Genomic DNA, 25,120 nt, shown 5'->3' on the forward strand with positions numbered 1-25,120 from the left:
TGGCCTTGCGCCTTAATTGGGTCAACTTTCAGATGGAGGGGAAACTTTCACGGGCATTCCCACCCGGAACTCAATCCTGGGATGTGTTGAAATGCGGCGCATTTTCGCCGATTTATCCACAAGTTCACTTTTTACAAATCGTGCGCAATCAAGGATGCATCCGGCTCCCGGTGCCCGATCTGGCCATTAAACATTCGTAACAAAAGAATCTTTTTCCGGACCGCTTTAATGATGATCCGTGTCAAATGATCGTGCCGGTGCAGATTTGATGCCGATTTTTACCGCAATGCAGCATCAATCAAGCCGATCCTGTCCGGTCTGTTTCAGCAGCGGAAACTGTTGCGGTAACGTGTCCTATGTTTCTGCGCTGGTTCACTGTTCGAGAACTCGCAACAATACGCTTCGCGGAGACCAGGGCAGAGCCGGGGATCGGGGCCTCGCAAGACCCCGGAACGCTCCGAAAAACACCGATCACAAGTTGTAACATATTGTAATATATTGGGCGGAATTACGACAGGTGAAACAAGGCAGTTGCCACATATCGGGTCGAATCATGTCCAGATTGAGAGAATCGGGAAAAACTGAGGCAAAGCCGGACAGGTTGCGCCACAATCTGAGACGGTCTATCTGCCGGTTGTTGCCCCTGACCGAGGAAACTTCCCATGTCCCACAAAGTCTATACCCGCGACCTGCCAGATGGCCTTGACCTTGGGCGGGAGGTTGCCATCGATTGCGAGACGATGGGGCTGCATCCGCACCGCGACAGGCTGTGTGTTGTCCAGCTTTCCGGAGGCGATGGCACGGCGCATCTGGTGCAGATGGAAAAGGGCCAGACCTCGGCTCCCAACCTGGAGCGGCTTCTGACCGATCCGGCTATCCTCAAGCTCTTTCACTTCGGCCGGTTCGACATCGCCGCGCTGCAAAACGCCTTTGGCGTGGTCACGGCACCGGTCTATTGCACGAAGATCGCGAGCCGACTCGTGCGCACCTATACTGACCGGCACGGGTTGAAGGTGCTGTTGCAGGAACACCTGGGGATCGACATCTCGAAACAGCAGCAATCCAGCGATTGGGGCGCAGGGAAGCTGAGCCAGGCACAAATCGAATATGCGGCCTCCGATGTGCTTTACCTGCACCGGCTTCGTGACGCGTTGCAGGCGATGCTCGAACGCGAAGGCCGGGCAGAGCTGGCGCAGGCCTGTTTCGACTTTCTGCCGACACGCGCGAATCTCGATCTTGCAGGCTGGCCGGACACCGACATCTTTGCGCATTCCTGACGCACGGGATCCGGGATGTATTCGCGCCTGATCGCCTGGTTGAAGATCCTGCTGCCGCTGGGTGCGCTGGTGCTTCTGTCGACGATCTTCCTCTATTCGCGGGGCCCCGACCCGATTGCCACGATCCCGCTTCTCACCGGCGGCGCCGACCCCAGCACAAGCGAACAGATCGGCGCGCCGTTCTACGCCGGGACGACACAAAGCGGGCGGGGGCTTACCCTGGCCGCGCGGCAGGCCCGCATCGTGGGCGAAACCGGCGACGACATGATCGCCGATGACGTGAAGGCGGTGATCGATGTCGAAGATGGCAACCGGATCACCATCGACGCCACGGTCGGCCAGATGGAGCAGGGCGAACGCCTGCTCCTGCGCGAGGGCGTGATCCTGGACAGCACGTCGGGCTATACCGTGCGCACCGAAGGGTTGAACTCCGCCATCGACCGGGTCGCCATCCAAAGCACCGGCCCGGTGGATGCCGACGGCCCCGGATTGACGCTGTCGGCGGGAAAGCTCACGGTCGCGGAGACCGCCGAAGAGGATGACATCGAGTTGCTGTTCACGGATGGCGTAAAGCTGATATACACGCCACAACCAAGCGAGGCGGAATGATGATCCGAACAGTGATGACCGTGGCGATGATCTGCCTTGCCTCAGCAGCGTTTGCCCAAGGGGCAGAGGTGGCGTTCGGCACGATCGAACAGGACACGTCGCTTCCCGTCGAGGTCAGCGCCGACGCGCTGTCGGTGTCGCAGAATGACGGCTCCGCGCTGTTCACCGGAAATGTCGTGATCGGTCAGGGCGAAATGCGGCTGTCGGCGCCCCGCGTCCTGGTGTTTTACACCGAGGGACAGACCGGCATCGAGCGTCTCGAAGCGACCGGCGGCGTCACATTGGTGAACGCCGATCAGGCGGCCGAGGCGGACACGGCCGAATACGAGGTGAATCGCGGAACCATCCGGATGGCGGGAAACGTGCTTCTGACGCAGGGCGCGAACACGCTGGTATCGGACACGATGGATGTGGATCTCGAAACCGGCACGGCGCGCATGAGCGGCCGCGTGCGCACGGTGTTTCAGTCGGGGGACGAGTGATGTCCGGCCCGCGCCTTTCCGTGACCGAAGGCCAAAGCGGGCTGATCGTGCGTCACCTGCGCAAGAGCTACAAGAAACGCGTTGTGATCCGCGACGTGTCGCTGGACGTGCAGCGCGGCGAGGTGGTGGCCCTGCTGGGACCGAACGGCAGCGGCAAGACGACCTCCTTCTATGCCATCGCCGGGCTGGTGAATCCCGAAGGTGGCCAGGTCCTGATCGACGGCGAGGACGTCACCTATCTGCCGATGTACCGCCGCGCCCGCATGGGAATCGGCTACCTGCCGCAGGAAATGTCGATCTTCCGCGGCATGAGCGTCGAAGACAATATCACCGCGATCCTCGACATCAGCCAGCCCGATCGCCACAAGCGCCGCGAAAGGCTGGAGGAATTGCTGGGCGAATTCTCCATCGAGCATCTGCGCCGGGCACCAGCGCTGGCCCTGTCGGGTGGTGAACGGCGGCGGGTCGAAATCGCCCGTTGTCTGGCCGCCGATCCCAAGTACCTGCTGCTCGACGAACCTTTCGCTGGGGTCGATCCGATCAGCGTCGGTGACATCCGGCACCTCGTCGCGGACCTCAAGAAGCGCGGAATCGGCGTTCTCATCACGGACCACAACGTCCGGGAAACGCTCGAAATCGTGGATCGCGCCTATATCCTGCATGACGGCAAGGTCCTGATGTCCGGCTCGCCCGAGGAGGTCGTGCGCAACGAAAACGTCCGGCGGGTCTATCTTGGGGACAGTTTCCGCATCGGATAATTCCCGCTGTGTCGGACGGAAATGATTGACACATCGCCGTTGCAGGATTGAAATGGAGACATGGCGTTTGAACCTTCAGACCGTCACCCTTTTCACTGCCTGCCTCAACGGCTGGACGATGGATTACAACGGTCATCACGCCAAATTCCATTTGCACACGAACCGCAGCCGGGCCTTTCCGGCGCTGTTCCTGTGCAAGGCTAGAACAATAAAAAGGATATGCTATGCGTTACCAGATAACCGGCAAGCAGATTGATGTTGGCGAGGCGCTCCAGACGCATGTGAGGACGGAACTGGAGACGATGTTGGGCAAGTATGCGGGGCGACCGACGGACGCGACCGTGATCTTCTCCAAGAGCGGGCATGAATTTGTTTGTGAGACAGTCGTGCACCTGTCGACCGGTTTGAACGCCACGGCCAAGGCGCATGCCACCGAGATCTATGCCGCGTTCGACGGCTGCTGCGAGAAGATGGACAAGCAGTTGCGGCGCTATAAGCGGCGTCTGAAGGATCACCACAAGGATCGCACGGAACCTGTTGAACTCATTGGGGCGTCCTCTTATATCCTCGCCAGCGAAGCGGATACGCAAGACGACGAACCGGAATCGCTGCAACCGATCATCGTGGCCGAGATGGAAACACAGATTCCGTCTCTCACGGTGGGCGAAGCGGTGATGCAAATGGAATTAGCGGGATTGCCAGTTCTGGTGTTCCGGAATGACAAAAAGGACGGAGTGAACGTCGTATATCGCCGGGACGATGGAAACATCGGCTGGATTGATCCGTAGATCCGATATATCGGCGGCTATCGTCCAGAACACGAGCAGCGCATGAAATTTGCCGACCTGTTGAATTCCAAGGCCGTAAAGGCCGTGACAACCGCGTCCAGCAAGAAACGGCTGATGCACGATATCGCCGATGTGGCCCAGTCTGCCTATGGCATCCCTGCAGCAAGGGCGGTCGAAGCACTGCTTGAACGTGAAAGCCTTGGCCCCACAGGTGTGGGCCATGGCGTCGCTCTGCCGCATGCCCGGCTGGAAGGGGTCGATGCGGTTGTCGGGGTGTTCATCCTGCTGGAAAAACCGATCGATTTCGACGCGGTCGACCGCCAGCCGGTGGATGTGGTGTTTGCCCTTTTTGCTCCCGAAGATGCCGGTGTCGAACATCTCAAGGCGCTGGCGCTAGTGGCACGGACCCTGCGCGATCAGGCGTTCTGCACCAAGCTGCGGGCCAACCCGGATCCGTCGACGCTTCACACGATCATCACCGAAGCCCCGACCGTTCAGGCGGCCTGACCGACACCCCGCTCAGGCGGGGTTTTTCGTGCAGAAATCCGAGAACCCGAACATCATGTAATCGCGGGGATATGCCTCGCGGCAAAGTCTTTCCAACTGCGCATCATGGATTTGCGCAAGCCGGTCCGTCTGGCTGCGGTCGCCTTGCGGCACGGGGCCGGCATCGATGCCCATCGTCTGCGCCAGTCTGGGCAGCGCATCGGCCAGCTCTTCCTCGCGGTAGAGGTGATCCGGAAGACAGAATTCCGCCATCCCCTGCAGACAGGTCACCTGACTGGCCCAATGCGCATCGACGCGAAGACTGGTCTGGCCGTTCAGGTTCGACTTGAGAAAGCGCAGGAACCCTTCGAAGGCGGCCCTGTGGGCCTTGAGACCGTAACCCGGATCGGTCGGATCATCGGGAAGCTCGAGGCCGTGAAACTGGCCAAGCTGCTGACGTATTCTGCTGAAACTGCCTGGGCCGGTGTCGAGGATCTTGTCGCAGAACGCGGCATGGGCGCGCGCCAGAGGATGCCGCAGGACGGTGAAGCGCTGATGCCCCGGATTCTCCTGCATCCAGGCGCGCAGGGTCTTCTGGTTGAACTTGCCCAACAGATCGGACGCCGCGCCATCCAGCGCTGCCATCCACCGGATGACCCGATCCTCGGGGCCGGACCGGATCGGCATATAAAGCACCGGATGCGCCGGGCAAGCGACGTAGGAGGGCACCACCGGTCCGCGCCGCGGCTCGAAATTCGGAATGCGCGTCAGGTCGAACCGGTCCAGCCCGCGCAGCGCGACCTGCATCTGGTCGAAATTGGCCACCTTCTCGGACAAGGGCTGCGGGTTCTGCGGCTTCAGGTTGGACTTCAGGCTGTCGGGATCGACCGACACACCCAGCCAGTTTGCCAGACCGCTCAGAATTTCGGTGTCGTGCAGATCGTCATAGCCGATATGGAACGCCGTTTGCCCCGTCACCTGCAACGCACGCATGATGTCCAGCTGGAAGTTCTGCATGCCGGCGACGTGGCGTTCGAATTCGTGAAGATCGAAATGCGCCTGTGCTGCCTTGCGGGTCGTGACGTTGGTCAGCTTCCACTGGTCCGTCGCCTTCGCGATCTTCAGGCTGATATAACTGTCCAGCGGATTGCGCGTCAGGATGATCTTGGCACAGCGGGCATCGGACAGGATGGCCGGCAGGACGCGTGGGTCATGGTCGTGAAAATACCGGAACCCGCCAAGCCCGTCCCGCGTCCGGATGGCCCGCAACAGCCTGTCGGGATTGTCCTCGCGCTGGCGATGCGTGATCCCCAAGAGGTCCTTGCGGTTCGGGTAGCCGATGAAGTTCTGGTTGAAGGCTTCGCCATGGCAGGTGACGCCGTCGATCCGGTTCAGGTAATCCTCAAGCAGGTTCGACCCGGTTCGCATTTCCGCGAAGAGAACGAATGTATCGAAACGGGACGTCACGGACTTTATTTCACCAGGTAGGGGCGCGGGCGCGGTTTGTCGCGTGGGGCGTCCTGCGCAATCGGATCGGCGGGAAAATCGCCCATGAGATAGGGATGCATTCCCTGGTTCTTGAGGTTCTGGAGAAACTGTCCGAACCCGGTCAGATCCACCATCACCGGGGCCGAGGTCAACCGCCGGTTCGGTTGGAACCCGATCTCGTCAACGATGACCTGGATCGACTCCATCGGGCTTTCGATGAACTCGGCCATGGTCCAGATGCGCCGTCGGCACTTCGAGAACGGGGATCGCAGGGCATCGAGCATCTCGGTTTCGATTTTCTGCAACTTGGCGGCTTCGCTGCGCAGTTCGGCGAAGGATCGGTTCGACTGGAACAGCGGAATCGCCCAGGCACCGCTGATCACGGAAACCTGTGCGTTGGGGTCCTTGGCAATGTCCCAGATCACATGCCGCGTGCTGTGCGGCCCCATCTGGAAACACTGACGTTCCCCGCGGGTATTCCACAGCAGGTTGGTCAGGAACATCTTGGGATCGTAGTCCCGCAAGGTTGCGTTGTCCGACAGCGCGCCGTTCATCACGGTCTGCCCGTCGGCGAAATGCGCCCTGTCCGGTGCGAAAAGATGCCCATGCACGCGCGCGCCCGTCACCTGGGCCAGCCAGGGTTCGAAATCTGTGAACAGCTCGGTAAAGCCCTGGAACACCGAATACTTGGCGGCCGTGACGCCGTTTTCCCAATCCTCGTTCGGAAACCGGCTTTGCATGTAAAGGCCCGGGCGGCCGCGCGTACGCCGATCTACTGCCTTGGCGAAGATGCGGTCGATCTTGCCCGGATTTGGCTCCTGCAAGCTCAGTTCTCCTGGCTTCGGGCTCAGGAACGTCTGGTAAAGCCGCTCCGCATTGGGCCAGATCTTGCGCGCCACGAAACAGTCGGACCGGCGCAGCAATTGCAGGTGATCGTCGTAGAAGATGTGCGGCTTGCCCTGAAAATCGAACTTCGACAGGGTCAGCGATCGGCTGACGATATTGGTCGAATAGAGCCTCGCCAATGTCTGGAAATAGCTTTCATCCGGAATCCACACATGCCGGAAATAGCGGTCATGGGTCTTGCGACTGGGATCTTCGAGGATTGACGCCAGGGTTTGCCGGGTCAGGCACCACCACTGGCTGCCCATATGCGGCGTCAGCCCGTCGGGAATCTTGCGCCTGTAGCCGACCTTGCGCTGCAATTCGACGAAGCGGTCGAACAGGTACCGGTTGCGCCGCCACGAGAACGGGAACCGCATGGTGAACCGTTCTTCGTCGAGGCCACCCACCGTCCATGGGACATCCGCTGTGGTCGCGCTTTCGATGTGGTCGGTGCGCGGTCGCGCCTTGAGGTAGTCGATCAGTTCCTGAACCGGACGCAGCGGAAGGCACGCGCCCGAGGTCAGGTAGACATGGCTGACCTCCTCGAACTCGGCCAGCATCAGTTCGCCGGCGTCCTGGCTGGCCGCGACCAGGCCCCAGGTGCCCCAGTCGCAGCGATGCCTGCGGGAAAAGCGGATCATCGGATCGTCGCTCAGCCGTTCGGTAAAGATTTTGTAGCGCCGCTGCGACACGATCTGATCGACATGGATCACCACCGGGCAGCCTGCCTTGGTCCAGTGCCGCGCCACCTCTTCGGCGCGGTGCAGCGCCGTATGCGCCAGCATGATGATCCCGATGCTCATGCCCAATTGCCCATCGACATGAGCCCCAGGATCTCGAGTTGCCGCCAGTTGATGTATTTCTCCGACCACTTGCACCACAGTTCGGGATTGTCCTGAAGCGCGTTGGCATAGGCCACGTATTCAAGGCTCCCGGCGTAATGCTCGCGGCGCTTGAGCTCTTCCATCGCCTTGGCACTGAAGGTGCTGATGAACTTGGTATGCAACAGCGCGCCCGACGCCTTTTCGCCACCCCATTCATCGTAGACGTAATTCAGGCCGCGCGGCAAAAGCATGTGTGTCGAGCTGGCATAGGCATAGCGGTTGTGCCATTTCACCAGCGGGATCTTGTTCAACGCAGGTGCTGCCTCGGGGCGGTCGGCAAAGAACACACGCGCACGCGCGCCGCCCTGAATCCAGAGATTGCCCAGAAGGTGATTGCGCTTGAGCGTGTAATTCCCGGAATCGAACCACGACGCGATCTCGAGCGGGTTCTGCCCGGGCTGATAAGGCATCGCGTCGATGCGGCCCTTGGGATACATGTCCAGCAGCATCGCGCTGAAGGATCGGATCGACGATGCGTCCAGCCAGTCCGTCAGCGCGGGCAAAGGCCGCGAGTCGCAGAACGGATAAACGAAGAATTCGTCCGGATCGACGGTCAGGCACCAATGGTCGTGGCCATATTTGCGCAGCAGCCAATTCATCCAGTCCATTCCGAAACGGGCGCGCTTGTAGCTTTTCCGGCTGTGCCAGACCGACACATCCGGCTGTTCGGCCAAAAGCTCGGCGGTGCCGTCGGTGCTGTCATTGTCGACAAACAGGAAATGGGACACGCCCATGTCGCGGTAATACTTGAGGAAATAGGGCAGGCGCACGCCTTCGTTCCGCAATGTGCAAAAGAGAAGAATGTCGGATTTCCGGATTTGGTCAGTACGATTTGTCACAGGTTTCAGTTCGCGCCGCTTTCGAAGCGCGCGTATCCTCCAGCGTTTCCGCTGAAGCCTGAGGCCATATCGTTGCACAACTCCCAAGAGTCCGCTGCCTGTCAATTAGGTCGCAATACACGTCTGGGTATCAAAGGAGCGTAAACAGCTGGTTGAAATGCGCCTGCCATGTCGGGGCCTGAAAGCCCGTTTCAGAATACTGCTCACCGCCTTGATCCCGACGTCTTTGCGCCAGTTGCTTGATTTTGTTGGCCCAAGCGTAGCGATCTGATTCGGCTGCGTAAATAGGGTATGCGTCAAGCACCTCCTTGAAGATGGGCAAAGAGTTGCAGATGAGCGGCACATTCAGCGCGGCCGCCTCGATTGCGGGATAGCCAAAGCCCTCGGCGCGGCTTGGAAACATCAGCCCGTTGCTTTGCTCAAGCAGCCCCCACATTCGGGGATCGGGCAGGTCGGCCAGTTCATGCACATTTGCAGGGCCCTGGTCGAGCGCGGCGAAAACCGCCTCGTTCATCCAGCCGCGCCGCCCGCACAGGATCAGGTGTGGATCGTCGGGGCCGGCAAAGCCCGTCCACAGATCAAGCAGAAAGCCGATATTCTTGCGGGGCTCGATTGTGCCTATCGCCAGGAAATACGGCTGCCCGGTCCAGGGGCCTTGAGGGGCGGGACCGACCGTCATGTCGGGAAGCCCCGGCCACAGCACATGCAGACGGTCCGGCGCGAGATGTCGGGCGTGGCCCATTATGTCGACCTTTGTCGCCTGGGAATTGCACAGGACCATGTCGGCGCATCGGTCGACCCGGCCAAGGAACTGCCGGAAGGCCAGTCGCGATTGCTGTGTTTGCGTGTCGGGCAGGTCCAGCGGGATCGTGTCATGCAGGTAGACGGCGATCCGGCTTTCGGGGCAGGACCGCACCGCGTGGATGACCCGATCGTTGAAGTTTGTCTGGCCGATATTGAAGTAGACCGTTCCCTTCGGCATGTGACGTCGCAACATCGCTCCCAGCCGAAGATTGGTCGACCGATCCAAGGCGACTTTGCGCAATCCGCTTTCGGTGATCCCTCGCGCCGGAGTCTTCCGCCGCGACAGCCGGGACAGCGCGTCGCTGCCGTGCCAGACAGGGACCTCGCAATGCGCAAGCAAGGCCCGACAGCCCTGCCTGTCCAGCAGCAGAAACCCCAGCCTTGTGCGCAGCAGGCCGAAAAGCGGCGCAGGATCGCGGATCAGATGCGCGAGATACGCCCGTTCGATTCGGTCTATCCCGGTGGGCCGCAGATGCGCGCGGCTGACCGTGCGGGTGACGTCCAGCAGATGGCCCGGCGCCGGGCTACTCGCGGTAGTCTGCAACCTGATGCCACCGCCAGGCGTCTTCGATCATCTGGGGCATGGTCGACTTCTTGGGGTGCCAGTTCAGTTCGTCCTCGGCGCGTTTCGACCCCGAAACAAGCTTGATGGCATCGCCGCCGCGCCGGTCCCCGATGGTAGTCGGGACGTCCCGGTTGGTCACGCGCCGCGCGGACTCGATCACTTCGCGCACCGAAAAGCCTGATCCGGTGCCAAGGTTGAACACCCGGCTTTCCTTGCCATCCAGAAGCCAGCGCAGGCCAAGAACATGCGCATCCACCAGGTCCGATACATGCACGTAATCGCGGATGCAGGTGCCGTCTTCCGTCGGGTAGTCGGTGCCATAGATCGTCACGCCATCGCGGACGCCCGCCACGGCATCCAGGACGATGGGAATGAGATGGGTCTCGGGCCGGTGAAATTCGCCGATATCCGCGTCCGGGTCGGCCCCGGCAACGTTGAAATAGCGGAAAATCACGTGGCGCAGCCCATGCGTCACACCGAAATCCTGTAGAATCCGTTCGACGGCCTGCTTCGAGGCGCCATAGGCATTGAGCGGTTCCTGCGCCGAGGTCTCGTCCAGAACGACATTGTCCTGGTCGCCATAGGTCGCGCAGGTCGAGGAAAAGACGATGTCATGGCACCCATGCGCCACCGCTGCCTCGATCAGGTTAAGCGACCCGAGCGTGTTGTTACGCCAGTAGAGACCGGGGTCGCTCATCGCTTCATCGACGCGGCTCAGCGCGGCGAAGTGCAGGATCGCCTTTGGTGCGTATTCGGCAAACGCCTTGTCGATCGACTCGCGGTCCAGCAGGTCACCCTGCACGAAGGGTCCGAACTTCACGGCATCGCGCCATCCGGTTCTCAGATTGTCGAATGTGACCGGTGTGAATCCGGCCTTCGCCAGCGCCTTGCAGGCATGCGAGCCGATATAGCCCGCGCCCCCCGTTACCAGGATATTCATCGCTTATTCCGCCGCGTTTTCAGTCTGCATGACCGATCCAAGGAATGCGCGCAGATCATCCTTGAGATCGTCTCGCGCCAGCCCGAAGGCCACCGTCGCCTGAAGGAATCCGGCCTTCGATCCGCAGTCGAAACGCTGCCCCCGGAAACGGTAGCCGTAAACGCCGGTTCCGCCGATTTCCTCGGCGATGGCATCGGTCAGCTGGATCTCTCCGCCGGCCCCGGTCTGTTTCTTGTTCAGGTTTCTCAGCACGGACGGGTCAAGGATATACCGCCCGATCACCGCCAGGTTGGAGGGCGCATCGTCGGCAGGGGGCTTTTCGATCATACCCTTGACCGACACCAGCGATCCCATGTCTTCCTCGATATCGAGGATGCCGTAGCTCGAGGTCTTCTCGCGCGGCACTTCCATCGCGGCCACCATGTTGCCGCCGGTTTCGGCATAGGCCTCGACCATCTGCTGAAGGCAGGGCGTATCCGCCGAGATCACGTCATCGGGCAGCATCACCGCAAACGGCTCGTCCCCGATCAGCCGCCGCGCGCACCAGACCGCATGGCCCAGGCCCAGCGCCTTGTGCTGGCGCATATAGGCGATCGCGCCGCTTTCCATGTTGGTCGTCTTGAGCTGTTCGAGGATGTCGGTCTTGCCCTTCTTGCGCAATTCGCGCTCGAGGATGGGGGATTCGTCGAAATAGTCTTCAAGCGCGCTTTTCCCGCGCGAAGTGATGAAAATGAATTCCTTGATCCCCGCCGCACGCGCCTCGTCGATGGCATATTGTACCAGCGGACGGTCCACGAGGGTCATGATTTCTTTGGGGACGGATTTGGTTGCAGGCAGAAAGCGTGTTCCCAGACCCGCCACGGGAAAGACGGCCTTGGTGACTTTTCTACGCATCGTACTGCTCCTTCTTTGGTCGCGTCTTACTGCGCGTCAATGGTTATGGCACAAGTATACAGTCAATTGTATGACATCCTGCGCAACTACTCTTCTCATTTGTCGATTTTGTGGCTTCTAAGCCCTGAAAAGTGGATTTTTTGAGCGGATTCCCGCGATCCGGGCAAGCGTGGTCCGTATACGTTCCTCTCTGGTTGCTTTTTGAAACAGCGGCTCCTCTCGCACTTCCCGGCCAAAGATACCGCCCCGGTGCAACCAGAAGCCATCGTCTGTAAACGCCACCCGGTGATAGCGCGCGTCGGGACGCAGGTCGAACACGGTGACCCGGTTTCCAGCCTGCACCAGCGCCTTGGCCGTCTCGAACACCCTGTTTCCCGTGGCGCGGCGTCGGACAAGGTACAGGTCCTTGCGACCTGCGGCCCGGCACTCGGGGATCGCATCCTCCGCATCCGACAGGCGCAAGCCTTCGACCTCCGTGCGGGTCAGGCCCTCTGCATAGCCCTCGGCCAGTTCACGGATCAGCCGTGCGGCCACATCCGGTGCCAGCGTGCCGCGATGCATGTGCCCAACAAGCCACGCCTTGCGGTCCTCAAGAAAGCCCTGCCGCGCCTCGCACCAAAGCGCCGCCGCGCAGTGTTTGCGGTGGAACACTGCAGCGGAGGCGGCGATTTCGGCCACCTGGCGCGGTGTACGGTCTGCATCGCGAAAGGCGCTTGCGCCGCTGGCATGGTGCACGATGGCCTTGGGGACGAACATCGTGGCACCGCCAGCGCGCGCGATGCGCAGGCTGAGGTCTGTCTCGTCGAGGTAAAAGGCAAATCGCGGGTCGAAGCCGCCATGATCCGCAAGCGCCTGACGGCGGATCGCCATGTTTGTCCCGTGCAGTCGTGGATACCGGTCACCCTCGGAAGCAAGGACCACCGGATCGGTACCAGACACAGCCGCCGCATGCGACTTGCCCATCGCGTCTACCCGCGTCGCCCCGTGCTGAACGGAAATCCCGTTGCGCCCCAGTGTGATGCCGCCAGCCTGCACAACGGCAGGATCGTCGAACACATCGGCAAGATGCGCAAGCCATGTCGGTTCGGGCACCGCGTCGTCGTCGACAAAGGCCAGCACATCTCCCGATGCCCGCGACACCCCCAGATTCCGCGCGACCGAAATGTTGGCCGTATCGAAGTCGCAGACCTTGGCAAAGCCCATGCTGCGCGCCACCTGCGCCCCGCGCGGACAGGCAACAACCACGGTTTCGAACCGGTCATGGTCAAGTTGCCCGATCGCGGTCAGGCAGCGCCGCAAGAGCTCGGGTCTGTGTCGGCTGACCACGATGACACTGATCGGAATGGCCGCCATGACGGACACGTCGTGTCAGGCAGGCGCGAGGTCGATGCCCGGTGCGGTTGCGACAAAGAACGGGTTGGCGAATGTCGGCTTGCCGTAGGTCAGCGTTTGCAGGTCATCCAGACGCAGCACGCGTCCCCCCGCCCCTGTCAGAACGGCATGGCCCGCCGCCGTATCCCACTCCATCGTGCGGCCCAGACGCGGATAGAAATCCGCCTCGCCCGTCGCGACGAGACAGAACTTCAACGATGAACCGGCGCTCTTGCTGTCCTTGACCGCATACTGGTTGATGTAGTCATCCGTCGATTGATCGCGATGCGATTTCGACGCGACCACCATCAATGCGCCGGTGTCCGGGTTCGAGACATGGATCGGAATTTGTGATCCGATCTCGTCCTTGGCCAGCGCACCGGTTTCCTCGACGCTTCGTCCGGCGGCATCAGTATAGAACAGGCGGCCTTTTGCGGGCGCGTAAACCACACCCCGCGTCGGCACGCCGTTTTCCACCAAGGCGATATTCACTGTGAAGTCGCCGCGCCGGTGGATGAATTCCTTGGTCCCATCAAGCGGATCGACGATCAGGAAGTCGCGCACGTCAAGGTCATGCGTGTCCGACTGCTCTTCCGTCACCAAGGCGATATCCGGGAAGGCCGCACGCAAGCCTGCCGAGATCAGCGCGTCCGCCGCTTCGTCGGCTTCGGTCACCGGGCTGTCATCCGACTTGGCGCGAATGTCGAAATCATCGGAATGGTAGATTTCCATGATCCGGTCCCCGGCCTCGAGCGCAAGTCGGCGCATCGTTTGCATCAAAGAATCATAGTCCATGGTCATCTGCCCTCGGGTCGATTGATTTGAAACCGCGTCTCTCTTATCATCGGCTTAACACAAGTCCGCAACAACAGTCAGACCAACTGACGTCAAAAACGCGGGCCGAGGCAAAGGCAGATTAAAGATGTTTCAGAAAACGGTTCCGACGACCCGGGCGGCCTCGGCCGTGAACATCCTCGAACTGATCTACCACGACACGGTCCGCTCGATCCGCAAGACGCATGGAAACGCGTTCATGTCGATCGCGATCAGCGTGTTCCAGTCGCTCATGTTCGTGCTGTTCTTTTATGTCATGTTCACCATCATGGGCATGAAAAGCCTCGCCCTGCGCGGGGATTTCGTGATTTTCCTGCTGACCGGCATCTTTCTCTTCATGACCCACAACAAGGCCGTCGGCGCCGTCCTCGGGAGCGAGGGGCCCGCCAGCCCCATGATGCAGCACGCGCCGATGAACACCTTCATCTCGATCGTGTCGGGCATGCTCTCGACCCTGTATGTCCAGATGCTGGCGGTGTTCTTCATTCTCTTCGTCTATGACGTGGCGATGAATCCCTATGTGCTGACCGAAATCGTGGATCCGGTTCCGGTGATGGGGATGCTGCTGTTGTCGTGGTTCTCGGGCGGCGCGGTCGGCATGGTCTTTCTGGCCCTGAAGCCCTGGTTTCCCGGTCTGACAGGCACGCTGTCGACGCTCTACAAACGCGCCAACATGATCGCGTCCGGCAAGATGTTCGTGGCCAATGCGCTCCCGTCCTTCATGATCTCGATGTTCGACTGGAACCCGCTGTTTCACACCATCGACCAGGCCCGCGGCTTTGCCTTTGTCAACTACGTGCCGCGCAACACCAATTGGGAATACGTGATGTACCTGTCGCTCATCCTGTTGATGATCGGGCTGATGGGCGAATTCTACACCCGCAAACACGCCTCGTCCTCGTGGTCGGCCCGCAGGTGAGCAGGGGCTGATCAGGTCACGACCCGCAAAGTCAGGTTGATGCGCCCGCCCTTGGGCAACAGGGTCGAACTGTTCGGCCGGACGCGGTCGATCCCGTGATAGGCGCGCCGCGCGTCGCCCGCCATCACCACCACGTCGCCGGACCGCAGCCATATCGATTCGGTCTTGCCGCCGCGCGTCGGGTTGCCCATCCGGAAAAGCGCCTCATCCCCCAGCGACACCGACACCACGGGCTGGGTCATGTCCGCCTCGTCGCTGTCCTGGTGCAGACCCATCTTCGCGGCCTCACCGTACCAGTTGATCAGACAGCACTCGGGAAGACGCGCCTCGGGCACGAGGTCGCGCCAGATCTTCAGAATGCGCTCGGGGATCGGCGGCCAGGTCACGCCCGACGGGTGGTGCGGTTCATAGCGATAGCCCCTGGGGTCGCTGATCCACCCGTAATCGCCGGCCGCGCTCATCCGGACCGACATCGGCTTGCCCCGCGGCGTGACCGGCTGGAACAGCGGCGCGCGGGACAGGCACGCGCGCAGATCGGCGACAACACGCTCCTGTTCGGGCAGCGCCAGATAGCCGGAGTGGATGTCGAAGCCGCGAACATGCAAAAGAGCCATGGCATCGAAAATAATGCGTGCCATCCCGAAAGACACACCGAATTTTCAGAAATTCACTGTAGCTGCGGCGCTTGCAGGCATCCGGATGCCTCCTTATATACGCATCGGACCTGCTGGGGGATGGCCCCCGGCGGAACGGAATGCGGGGCGGGATGCCGGAACGGGTCATCGTCTCGTGACATCGCCTTGAGACATGAAGGGATCGAAAAACATGGCAAAAGTGATTGGTATTGACCTCGGGACAACCAACAGCTGCGTCGCGATCATGGACGGCTCTCAGCCGCGCGTGATTGAAAATGCCGAAGGCGCACGCACAACACCGTCCATCGTGGCATTCACCGACGACGAACGCCTCGTCGGGCAGCCGGCAAAACGCCAGGCTGTGACCAACCCGGAAAACACCGTCTTTGGTGTCAAGCGTCTGATCGGTCGTCGCAACGATGACCCGGATCTGGCCAAGGACCGCAAGAACATGCCGTTCGAGGTGATCGACGGCGGCAATGGCGACGCATGGGTGCGCGCCAAGGGTGACAAATACAGCCCGTCGCAGATTTCCGCGTTCATCCTGCAAAAGATGAAGGAAACCGCCGAATCCTATCTTGGCGAAGAAGTGACGCAGGCGGTCATCACCGTCCCGGCCTACTTCAACGACGCCCAGCGTCAGGCGACCAAGGACGCCGGCAAGATCGCCGGTCTCGAAGTGCTGCGGATCATCAACGAACCGACAGCCGCGGCGCTGGCCTACGGCCTCGACAAGAAGGAATCGCGCACCATCGCGGTCTATGACCTTGGTGGCGGTACGTTCGACGTGACCATCCTCGAGATCGACGACGGTCTCTTCGAAGTGAAATCCACCAACGGCGACACGTTCCTTGGTGGTGAAGACTTCGACATGCGGATCGTCAACTACCTTGCTGACGAGTTCAAGAAAGAGAACGGCGTCGACCTGACCCAGGACAAGATGGCGCTCCAGCGTCTCAAGGAAGCTGCGGAAAAGGCCAAGATCGAACTCAGCTCCTCGAGCCAGACCGAAATCAACCAGCCGTTCATTTCCATGGACGGAAAAAGCGGCCAGCCGCTGCACCTGGTGATGAAGCTGACCCGCGCCAAGCTGGAAAGCCTTGTCGGCGATCTGATCAAGGCGTCGATGAAGCCCTGTGGTGCCGCACTGAAAGACGCGGGCCTCTCGACCTCGGACATCGACGAAGTCGTGCTGGTCGGTGGCATGACCCGCATGCCGCGCGTCGTCGAGGAAGTGACCAAATTCTTCGGCAAGGAGCCGCACAAGGGTGTGAACCCGGACGAGGTTGTGGCGCTTGGCGCGGCCATTCAGGCTGGCGTTCTGCAAGGTGACGTCAAGGACGTCGTCCTTCTCGACGTGACCCCGCTGTCGCTGGGCATCGAAACGCTGGGTGGCGTGTTCACCCGCCTGATCGACCGCAACACGACGATCCCGACCAAGAAGTCGCAGATCTTCTCGACCGCCGAAGACAACCAGAACGCCGTGACGATCCGGGTCTTCCAGGGTGAACGCGAGATGGCGTCCGACAACAAGATGCTCGGTCAGTTCAATCTCGAGAACATCCCGCCGGCCCCGCGCGGCATGCCGCAGATCGAGGTGACGTTCGACATCGACGCCAACGGCATCGTCTCCGTGTCCGCCAAGGACAAGGGCACCGGCAAGGAGCAGAAGATCACCATCCAGGCATCCGGCGGTCTGTCCGACGAGGATATCGAGAAGATGGTGCAGGACGCAGAGGCCAACGCGGAATCCGACAAGGAACGCCGCGAAATGGTCGAGGCCCGCAACCAGGCCGAGAGCCTCATCCATTCGACCGAAAAGTCGGTGGAAGAGCATGGCGACAAGGTCGACCCGACCACCGTCGAGGCGATCGAACTGGCCATTGCCGCGCTCAAGGACGATCTGGAAGACGACAAGGTCACAGCCGACAAGATCAAGTCGGGCATCCAGAACGTGACCGAAGCGGCGATGAAGCTGGGCGAGGCGATCTACAAGGCGCAAGCCGACGAGGGCGAATCCGAACCCTCCGCCGCCGACTCGCAGGGCGGCAATGACGATGACACCATCGTCGATGCCGATTTCGAAGATCTCGACGACAACAAGCGCGCCTGACGCTTGTTGGGCGGAACCGATAAGGGGCCGGTCCGGACACCGGGCCGGCCTCTTGCGTTCCGGTGAAGGAGGGCATGATGTCCAAACGTGACTATTACGATGTGCTCGGCCTGTCCAAAGGCGCTTCGGCGGATGAGATCAAGAAAGCCTATCGCGCAAAGGCGAAAGAATTTCACCCCGACCGCAACTCGGACAATCCGGAGGCCGAGAACCAGTTCAAGGAAGCGAACGAAGCTTACGAGGTCCTCAAGGACGCCGACAAGAAGGCGGCCTATGACCGCTATGGCCACGCGGCTTTCGAAGGCGGCATGGGCGGCGGCGGACGGCCCGGCGGCTTTGGCGGAGCGGCGGGGCAGGGCGACTTTGCCAGCGCCTTCTCTGACGTGTTCGACGACCTCTTCGGTGATTTCATGGGTGGCCAGCGCGGCGGTGGACGCCAGCGCGCGTCTCGCGGTGCCGATCTGCGCTACAACCTGCGGATCACGCTCGAAGACGCCTACGCGGGCTTGCAGAAGACCATCCAGGTCCCGACCTCCGTGCAATGCGGGGCCTGTTCGGGTTCCGGTGCCGAGGGCGGCGCAGAACCCACGACCTGTCCGACCTGCTCGGGCATGGGCAAGGTCCGCGCGACCCAGGGCTTCTTTACTGTCGAACGCACCTGCCCGACCTGCTCGGGCCTGGGCCAGACGATCAAGAACCCCTGCAAACAATGCGGCGGGGCCGGTCGCGTCCAGAAGGACCGCGCGCTGTCGGTGAACATCCCGAAAGGTGTGGAAACCGGAACCCGCATTCGTCTGGCCGGCGAAGGCGAAGCCGGCCTGCGCGGTGGCCCGCCGGGCGATCTCTACATCTTCATCGAAGTGACCCGGCACGAGCTTTTCGAACGTGACGGCGCACACCTGCATTGCCGTGTGCCCGTGTCGATGGCGGTGGCCGCCCTTGGCGGCAATATCGAGGTCCCGTCGATCGACGGTGGCCGCAGCCGCGTCGCCATCCCCGCAGGCAGCCAGTCGGGACGCCAGATGCGTCTGCGCGGCAAGGGCATGCCCGCCCTGCGCGGTCAGGGACAAGGCGACATGTTCATCGAACTGGCGGTCGAAACGCCCGTCAACCTGACCGCGAAACAGAAAGAGCTTCTGCGCGAGTTCGAAGATCTCAGCGAAGACAACAACCCGGAATCAAAGAGCTTTTTCAAATCGGTAAAAGGCTTCTGGGATTCCATGAAAGGCTGACACGCCGCACGCGCCCCGAACCTGGTCCGGGGCGCGTGCCTTTCACCGCCGCGATGCGACGGTCTTAGCGTTTCCTTAAGGGTTGATGCGCCATCCTCCCCGAATGACGCTGTCCCGATCTCCTCAACCCTCTCTCTTCGAAGCGGCCGCAATGGCCCCTGCGCCACCGGCAACGACCCCGATAGCGGTCTCTGCCAAACCGAAACAGCCCTCTTACATCACCGGTCATCGGAAACGCCTGCGCGACCGGTTCCGTGTCGGCGGGGCCGATCCGTTGCCGGATTACGAATTGCTCGAACTGCTGCTCTTCCGCAGTCTGAAGAACGGCGATGTGAAACCCGTGGCGCATCGCCTGATCCAAACCTTCGGGGATTTCAACCGCGTGATCTCGGCCCCGATCGAACGGCTGAAAAAGGTCGAAGGCGTCGGTCCCGAAGTGGCGCTCGATCTCAAGCTGGTCGAGGCGTCGGCGCATCGCCTGTCGCAAGGCAAGGTGCTCAGGCGCCCGGTGCTCTCCAGCTGGGGGGCGTTGCTTGATTATTGTCGCGTGGCGATGGCCCACCGCGAGACCGAACAGTTCCGCATCCTGTTCCTTGACCGCAAGAACGTGCTGATCGCCGATGAAATGCAGGCCAGGGGCACGGTTGATCATGTCCCGGTCTACCCGCGCGAAGTCATCAAGCGGGCGCTTGATCTCAACGCATCCGCGCTGATCCTCGTGCACAATCACCCCTCCGGCGATCCGACGCCCTCGACCGCCGATATCGCCATGACCGAAGAGGTTGCCCGCGCCTGCGCAGCCGTGGGCATCACCATTCACGACCACCTGATCGTCGGCAAATCGAAGGAAGTCAGCTTCAAATCCGAAGGCTACCTGTAAACCGGCGCGTCATTGCCTCGCCGGGCACTACCGTACCCACACCTCGACCCGCCGATTGACCTGGCGGCCCCATCGCGTGTCGTCGCAGGCCATCGGCATCGCCTCTCCGAACGCATCGGTGGACAGCCGCACCTGGGACAGGCTCGATGCCTCGACTGCCGCTTCGACCGCCTGCTTGACCGCCTGCGCGCGTTGCAGGGCGATCCGCTGATTTCCCTCGGCCGGGCCGACGCCATCGGAAAACCCGACGAACACCATGTCCCGCCCGTCATAGATCCCGGCCTCCATGGCGCCGGCAAGGTGCTGCACATTCGACCGCGATTGCGCGTCCAGCCGCGCCGCGCCCGGTTCGAACCGGAACGACGTCGACAGGCGGCGTCGGGGCGACAGCGTCTCAACCATCCGCTTGAGCGCATCCAGACCGGGGTCTCCCTCGGCCACCGCGACGGCGTTGGCAACGCGATCGCCCTGCGCGTTTAACGCGATCTCTTCTGGCGCCTGATCCACGAACCCGGCCCGCCGCGTGATGATCTGCGCCGGTCCGGTCCGCGTGTAGGTCAGAAACTCGCGCGCCAGCTTGGGCAGCCGACGCGCCGGAATGTACAGGAACATCGGCGCGGTCAGCGGGTAATCCTCGGTCTTGATCGTCAGCCGGTTGGCCCGAAGCTGAAACCCGCACGGACCGCTCAGCGCAAGCGCCTTGCTGTTGCCGATCTCCGAAAAGCTGGCCACACCGATGGCAAGCTGATCCCGCGCCACCGCCCGCGACAGGGACGCGTTGTCGGCATGGCGGGTGACACTCTCCATCAGCGCCAGCCGGGCAGGCCGCAGCACCCGGTCCTCGACCGCCTGGGCGATGCCGGATTGCGCGTCGCGCAGATGGACCGAGATCGGCGCATCCGGTCCACCCAGCGTGCGCCAATTAGCGATCTCGCCGGACAGCACGCGCGCGAGGTCCGACACCGACAGGGCCGAGACCGGGTTGGTCGGCGACACGATCACCGTCATCGCATCCAGCGCCAGCACACGGCTCCGGTTCACGTCATCCAGCTCACCCAGCCCGACCTCGCGCGCCAGCGCCAGTTCGCCGGGCCGGATCTCGCGCAGCGCCATGACCAGATCGGCCTCGTCAGCCAGAAGATCGGCAAAGCCCTCATCGGTGCTGGACACGCGGAACCGGAAGCGGCCAACCACCGTCGCCGGGTCCGTCCCGGTCGCGGGCTGGCTCAGCACATAGGTGAAATGCGTCTCGTCGTCCTTCAGCCTTTCTGCGGTCAGCCCATTCTGAAGCGCGAACCCCTCGACCAGCGCGGGTATCAGCACCTCGCCGATGGTCGAGGAGCCGGAGATCGAAAGCTCGGCGACGTAATCGGTCAGCGACGGGCATCCCGGCCCCTCGCAAAGCACGCCCGACCCGTCGACGGTCAGTTCGCCATACCGGGTCTCGACCCGGTAAAACTCGCCGTCAAAACCAAGAAGTGTGCCCGACAGCTCGATCGCGCCATCGCGCGACCGCAGCGTGACGTCATCCGCCGAGGCCGAGGCTCCGGTAAACGCAAGGAAAAGTGCGGCCCAAAGCACCGCACGAAGATGTCGCATGAAAAAGCCTTCAGCCCGCTCGCCTAGTTTGCGGCGATTGTCAGGTCTTCGACAATATTTTTCAACATCAGGAAATCGCCCACGGCGTCGCAGCCGGGAATGTCGACGGTCAATTCCTTCGACACAAGCGGCTTGCCGTTGCGCAACTCGAGAGTCTGCGCCTCGACGACCTGTTCGCAATTCGTCGCCAGGATTTCCGCCTCGACGGTCAGGGCCACGGTGCCGGACGTGTCGGTCATGCCGGATGGAAAGGTATATACCTCGGCCAGAAGCGCGCCGGGTGCATCCGTCGTCCCGAGGCGCGTCAGGAAGCCACCCTCACCGGTTGCGGCATGCGCGGGGTCTTCGGCCGCACCCTGCCAGACATGGCCTTCCGAGAAATACTGCGCATCGAATTCGCGGGCGTGCAGTTGCAGCCCTGCATCGCCGCGCCACTGGATCGCGACGCGGTCATAAAACGGAACCGACGTCACGGTCGCATGGGCCAACGCGCCCGCGCCATCCAAGAAGGACGCGATGACAAGCGCATCTTCGGCCAGGGCGGGCACCTCCAGCGTCAGGCTGCCATCCGGCTGCATCATCTCGGTGAACATCAGCCCGTTGTGATGCAACGTCACCCGTTCGCTGCCGTGGCACGGCGCGTTGAGCGTCACCGACATCATCGCGCCCGCGACCGGGGTCGCGGTCATGTCGATCTCGCAGTCAAAGCCGGTTTCTGCCGGCGCGGTCGGAAGCTCGATCGGGGTGTCTTCCTCCGACGTGAAGGCGTTGCTGACCACGGATCCCGGAAGCGGCTCCGTCATCGGACGGTCCTGCGGGATCTCGACGCGTGGCGAGGACGAGACTTCCTGAACATCGGAAAACGTCAGCGGCCCTTCAACCCTTTGCGGTGATCCGGACCAAGGTCCGTACTGCATGACGGCCCCGATCCCAAGCGCTGCGCACAGTGTTCCGGCGGCGACAAGGATGGATGCTTTGCGGTCCATGGCAGACTCCCGATGCGTTGGCTGCATCGGTGTGTCTGCCAGAGGATTCTGGTGGGGCTAGGGCGCGGATTGGACCACTTTGCGTCCGCTTTGTGTCGGTTCCGCCTTATGCCAGCCGGCCATGGCAATGCTTGAATTTCTTGCCCGATCCACAGGGGCACGGATCGTTGCGACCGGGGTTGCCCCATGTCGTCGGATCGGCCTCGTCAAAGCCCTCTGCGGCCGCTTCGGGATGCCCGGGCGCCGGGCCTTCCTCGGCGGTGGCCGTTTCTGCCGCCTTCGACATCGCGGCCTGCTGGGCGGCCAGCTGCTGCAACATGGCCTTCTGTTCTTCTTCCGACATCGGACGGACCTGGCCAAGCTGTTTACTGACATCTTCGCGCAGGCTGTCGAGCATCGATTCGAACAGCTGAAACGCCTCGGACTTGTATTCGTTCAGCGGGTCGCGCTGGGCATAGCCCCGGAACCCCACGACAGACCGCAGATGTTCGAGCGTCAGCAGATGTTCGCGCCATTTGCTGTCGATGGTCTGAAGCAGCACCTGCTTTTCGATCTGGCGCATCGTGTCGGGACCAAAGGCTTCGGCCTTCTTCGCCATCATGTCGTCCGACGCCTCTTCGAGGCGCTCGCGGATCAGATCGGCATCGACACCTTCCTCGTCGCCCCATGCCACAACCGGCGCGTCCACGCCGATCTGGTCCTTGACCGCGGTCTGAAGACCGTCGGTGTCCCACTGATCGGCATAGCTCTTGGGCGGAATATGGGTGTGGACCAGATCGTCGATCACCTGGTGGCGCATGTCCTGCGTGATGTCGGACAGGTCCTGCGCTTCCATGATCTCGCGGCGCTGGCTGAAGATCACCTTGCGCTGGTCATTCATCACGTCGTCGAATTTCAGAAGCTGCTTGCGGATGTCGAAGTTACGACCCTCGACCTTGGCCTGGGCGCGCTCCAGCGACTTGTTCACCCACGGGTGCACGATCGCCTCGCCTTCCTTCATGCCCAGCGTCGACAGCACCTTGTCCAGACGCTCGGACCCGAAGATCCGCATCAGGTCATCGTCCAGCGACAGGAAGAACGACGACCGTCCCGGATCGCCCTGACGCCCCGACCGGCCGCGCAGCTGGTTGTCGATGCGGCGGCTTTCGTGCCGTTCGGTGGCCAGCACATAGAGGCCCCCGGCCTCGATCACGGCCTTTTCGTCGGCCTCGTGCTCGTGTTCGATCCGCGCGCGAATCTCTTCCGGATCGGCTTCGGGATCAGCGGCAATCGCCTCCATGATCTTGAACTCGACATTGCCGCCAAGCTTGATGTCGGTGCCCCGGCCAGCCATGTTCGTCGCGATGGTCACCGCGCCCAGCTTGCCGGCATCCGCCACGATCTGCGCTTCCTGCTCGTGCTGGCGTGCGTTCAGAACGTTGTGCTTCAGTCCCGCCTGGGTCAGAAGCTGGCTCAACATCTCGGATTTTTCGATCGACGTGGTGCCGACGAGGACCGGCTGGCCCTTCTCATGCGCCGCCTTGATCTCGGCGACGATGGCGTCGTATTTTTCCTGCGCCGTGCGGTAGACCTTATCGTCCTCGTCGATCCGCGCGATGGTGCGGTTGGTCGGCACTTCGACCACGCCAAGGCCATAGATCTCGGCGAATTCCGCAGCCTCGGTCACCGCCGTCCCGGTCATGCCCGACAGCTTTTCGTAAAGCCGGAAATAGTTCTGGAACGTCACGCTGGCGAGCGTCACGTTCTCGGGCTGGATCTTGCAGCCTTCCTTGGCCTCGATCGCCTGGTGCAACCCTTCGGACAGACGGCGCCCCTGCATCATCCGCCCGGTGAATTCGTCGATCAGCACGACCTCGCCGTCGCGGACGATATAGTCCTTGTCCCGCTGGAACAGTTTGTGCGCCCGCAGGCCCTGGTTGACATGGTGGATCAGCGTGGTGCTTTCGGGGTCATAGAGCGACTGCCCCTCGGGAAGCTGACCCAGCTCAAGCAGCGTCTGCTCGAGAAACTCGTTACCCTCGTCGGTGAAGGTCACGTTGCGGGTCTTTTCATCCAGCGAGTAATGCTCTTCCGTCAATGACGGAATGACCTTGTCGATGGCGACGTAAAGCTCGCTGCGGTCCTGCGCCGGTCCCGAGATGATCAGCGGGGTCCGCGCCTCGTCGATCAGGATCGAATCGACCTCGTCCACGATGGCGAAGAAATGGTCGCGCTGATACATCTGGTTCAGCTCGGATTTCATGTTGTCGCGCAGGTAATCGAAGCCCAGTTCGTTGTTCGTCGCATAGGTGATGTCGCTGGCATAGGCGGCCTGCTTTTCCGCATCCGGCTGCCGCGGATAGACGACGCCGGTGCTCAGACCAAGCGCGCCATAGACCTTGCTCATCCATTCGCTGTCGCGCTTGGCGAGGTAATCGTTGACCGTCACGATATGCACGCCGCGCCCGGTGAGCGCGTTCAGATAGGCCGGGAAAGTCGCGACCAGCGTCTTGCCTTCGCCGGTCTTCATTTCCGAGATATTGCCCTGGTGCAGGAAGATCCCGCCCATCAACTGCACGTCGAAGGCCCGCAGACCCAGCGCGCGCTTGGCGGCTTCGCGGCAATTGGCGAATGCCTCGGGCAGCAGGTCGTCAAGCGTTTCGCCCTTGGTGTGGCGCGCCTTGAGTTCTGCCGTCTTTTCGATCAGCTGGGCATCGTCCAGCTTTTCGAACTCCGCCTCGAGTGCGTTGATCTTTTCGACCAGCGGGCGTGTCGCCTTCACCTTGCGGTCGTTCGGCGTTCCGAACACCTTGCGCGCGACTTTACCTAATCCCAGCATGCACTCACTTTCAGCTTTGACATCTTCGTGTGCG

22 protein-coding genes are annotated in these 25,120 nt (G+C 61.7%); 10 read left to right on the forward strand and 12 right to left on the reverse strand.

The genetic code is table 11. The features are described 5' to 3' along the window. Positions 1-662 precede the first annotated feature (662 nt). The 6 genes from LCF60_RS00530 (at position 663) to LCF60_RS00555 (ending at position 4,421) form a co-directional block, all read left to right on the forward strand. Entirely contained in the window at positions 663-1,277 is a 615-nt protein-coding gene (locus LCF60_RS00530; RefSeq protein ID WP_292289053.1) for a ribonuclease H-like domain-containing protein, read from the forward strand. Positions 1,278-1,292: 15 nt separating this feature from the next. After that, complete coding sequence (locus LCF60_RS00535) at positions 1,293-1,886, forward strand: hypothetical protein (protein ID WP_292289054.1); 594 nt, start codon at positions 1,293-1,295, stop codon at positions 1,884-1,886. After that, positions 1,886-2,368, forward strand: coding sequence for an LptA/OstA family protein (locus LCF60_RS00540; RefSeq protein ID WP_292289168.1), 483 nt, complete (start codon positions 1,886-1,888; stop codon positions 2,366-2,368). Before LCF60_RS00535 ends, LCF60_RS00540 begins: the two co-directional genes overlap by 1 nt. Further along, entirely contained in the window at positions 2,368-3,126 is a 759-nt protein-coding gene (gene lptB, locus LCF60_RS00545) for an LPS export ABC transporter ATP-binding protein (protein WP_292289055.1), read from the forward strand. The genes LCF60_RS00540 and lptB overlap by 1 nt, the downstream gene beginning before the upstream one ends. Positions 3,127-3,350: 224 nt before the next feature. Next, entirely contained in the window at positions 3,351-3,914 is a 564-nt protein-coding gene (gene raiA / locus LCF60_RS00550; RefSeq protein ID WP_292289056.1) for a ribosome-associated translation inhibitor RaiA, read from the forward strand. Between the two features lie 42 nt (positions 3,915-3,956). Further along, positions 3,957-4,421, forward strand: coding sequence for a PTS sugar transporter subunit IIA (locus LCF60_RS00555; RefSeq protein ID WP_292289057.1), 465 nt, complete (start codon positions 3,957-3,959; stop codon positions 4,419-4,421). A 12-nt stretch (positions 4,422-4,433) separates the two neighbouring features. On the opposite strand, the gene LCF60_RS00560 is transcribed toward LCF60_RS00555, so the two are convergent. From LCF60_RS00560 to cysQ, 8 genes are all read right to left on the reverse strand, one after another. Next, positions 4,434-5,867 carry a sulfotransferase family 2 domain-containing protein gene (locus tag LCF60_RS00560; RefSeq protein WP_292289058.1) on the reverse strand — a complete coding sequence of 478 codons (1,434 nt, stop codon included), beginning with the start codon at positions 5,865-5,867 and terminating at the stop codon, positions 4,434-4,436. A 5-nt stretch (positions 5,868-5,872) separates the two neighbouring features. After that, a complete protein-coding gene (locus tag LCF60_RS00565; RefSeq protein WP_292289059.1) occupies positions 5,873-7,576 on the reverse strand; it encodes a beta-1,6-N-acetylglucosaminyltransferase in 1,704 nt (567 codons plus the stop codon). Further along, on the reverse strand, positions 7,573-8,583 hold the full coding sequence (locus tag LCF60_RS00570) for a glycosyltransferase family 2 protein (RefSeq protein WP_292289060.1): 1,011 nt from the start codon (positions 8,581-8,583) through the stop codon (positions 7,573-7,575). Before LCF60_RS00570 ends, LCF60_RS00565 begins: the two co-directional genes overlap by 4 nt. A gap of 43 nt (positions 8,584-8,626) precedes the next feature. Continuing rightward, a complete protein-coding gene (locus LCF60_RS00575) occupies positions 8,627-9,844 on the reverse strand; it encodes a glycosyltransferase (RefSeq protein WP_292289061.1) in 1,218 nt (405 codons plus the stop codon). Continuing rightward, the gene (galE, locus tag LCF60_RS00580; RefSeq protein ID WP_292289062.1) at positions 9,825-10,805 is read right to left on the reverse strand and encodes a UDP-glucose 4-epimerase GalE; all 981 of its coding nucleotides are present in this window, start codon (positions 10,803-10,805) and stop codon (positions 9,825-9,827) included. The genes LCF60_RS00575 and galE overlap by 20 nt, the downstream gene beginning before the upstream one ends. Positions 10,806-10,808: 3 nt before the next feature. Next, positions 10,809-11,699: a UTP--glucose-1-phosphate uridylyltransferase GalU gene (gene galU, locus LCF60_RS00585; protein ID WP_292289063.1), complete on the reverse strand. Its 891-nt coding sequence runs from the start codon at positions 11,697-11,699 to the stop codon at positions 10,809-10,811. 117 nt (positions 11,700-11,816) lie between these two features. After that, the gene (locus LCF60_RS00590) at positions 11,817-13,052 is read right to left on the reverse strand and encodes a glycosyltransferase family 2 protein (protein WP_292289169.1); all 1,236 of its coding nucleotides are present in this window, start codon (positions 13,050-13,052) and stop codon (positions 11,817-11,819) included. Between the two features lie 15 nt (positions 13,053-13,067). Further along, positions 13,068-13,865 (reverse strand): 3'(2'),5'-bisphosphate nucleotidase CysQ, encoded by a 798-nt coding sequence (cysQ, locus tag LCF60_RS00595; RefSeq protein ID WP_292289064.1) that lies wholly within the window; start codon positions 13,863-13,865, stop codon positions 13,068-13,070. 127 nt (positions 13,866-13,992) lie between these two features. Here cysQ and LCF60_RS00600 point away from each other — a divergent pair, with 127 nt between their 5' ends. Next, positions 13,993-14,823: an ABC transporter permease gene (locus LCF60_RS00600; RefSeq protein WP_292289065.1), complete on the forward strand. Its 831-nt coding sequence runs from the start codon at positions 13,993-13,995 to the stop codon at positions 14,821-14,823. Between the two features lie 11 nt (positions 14,824-14,834). Here LCF60_RS00600 and LCF60_RS00605 read toward each other — a convergent pair whose 3' ends face one another. Then, positions 14,835-15,437 carry an alpha-ketoglutarate-dependent dioxygenase AlkB gene (locus LCF60_RS00605; RefSeq protein ID WP_292289170.1) on the reverse strand — a complete coding sequence of 201 codons (603 nt, stop codon included), beginning with the start codon at positions 15,435-15,437 and terminating at the stop codon, positions 14,835-14,837. 211 nt (positions 15,438-15,648) lie between these two features. On the opposite strand from LCF60_RS00605, the gene dnaK reads away from it, so the two are divergent. The 3 genes from dnaK (at position 15,649) to radC (ending at position 19,683) form a co-directional block, all read left to right on the forward strand. Continuing rightward, a complete protein-coding gene (gene dnaK / locus LCF60_RS00610) occupies positions 15,649-17,571 on the forward strand; it encodes a molecular chaperone DnaK (protein ID WP_292289066.1) in 1,923 nt (640 codons plus the stop codon). 77 nt (positions 17,572-17,648) lie between these two features. Next, a complete protein-coding gene (dnaJ, locus tag LCF60_RS00615) occupies positions 17,649-18,803 on the forward strand; it encodes a molecular chaperone DnaJ (protein ID WP_292289067.1) in 1,155 nt (384 codons plus the stop codon). Between the two features lie 151 nt (positions 18,804-18,954). Further along, positions 18,955-19,683, forward strand: a complete 729-nt coding sequence (gene radC / locus LCF60_RS00620) for a DNA repair protein RadC (RefSeq protein WP_292289068.1) — start codon at positions 18,955-18,957, stop codon at positions 19,681-19,683. 27 nt (positions 19,684-19,710) lie between these two features. On the opposite strand, the gene LCF60_RS00625 is transcribed toward radC, so the two are convergent. The 3 genes from LCF60_RS00625 to secA all read right to left on the reverse strand — a co-directional run bounded on the left by LCF60_RS00625 (position 19,711) and on the right by secA (position 25,086). After that, positions 19,711-21,282, reverse strand: coding sequence for a phosphate ABC transporter substrate-binding/OmpA family protein (locus LCF60_RS00625; RefSeq protein ID WP_292289069.1), 1,572 nt, complete (start codon positions 21,280-21,282; stop codon positions 19,711-19,713). Positions 21,283-21,305: 23 nt separating this feature from the next. Then, on the reverse strand, positions 21,306-22,268 hold the full coding sequence (locus tag LCF60_RS00630; protein WP_292289070.1) for a translocase: 963 nt from the start codon (positions 22,266-22,268) through the stop codon (positions 21,306-21,308). Positions 22,269-22,374: 106 nt separating this feature from the next. Then, positions 22,375-25,086 carry a preprotein translocase subunit SecA gene (gene secA / locus LCF60_RS00635; RefSeq protein ID WP_292289071.1) on the reverse strand — a complete coding sequence of 904 codons (2,712 nt, stop codon included), beginning with the start codon at positions 25,084-25,086 and terminating at the stop codon, positions 22,375-22,377. Positions 25,087-25,120 lie beyond the last annotated feature (34 nt).

The sequence above is a fragment of the Marivita sp. genome (assembly GCF_020055635.1).
Taxonomy (GTDB): Bacteria; Pseudomonadota; Alphaproteobacteria; order Rhodobacterales; family Rhodobacteraceae; genus Marivita.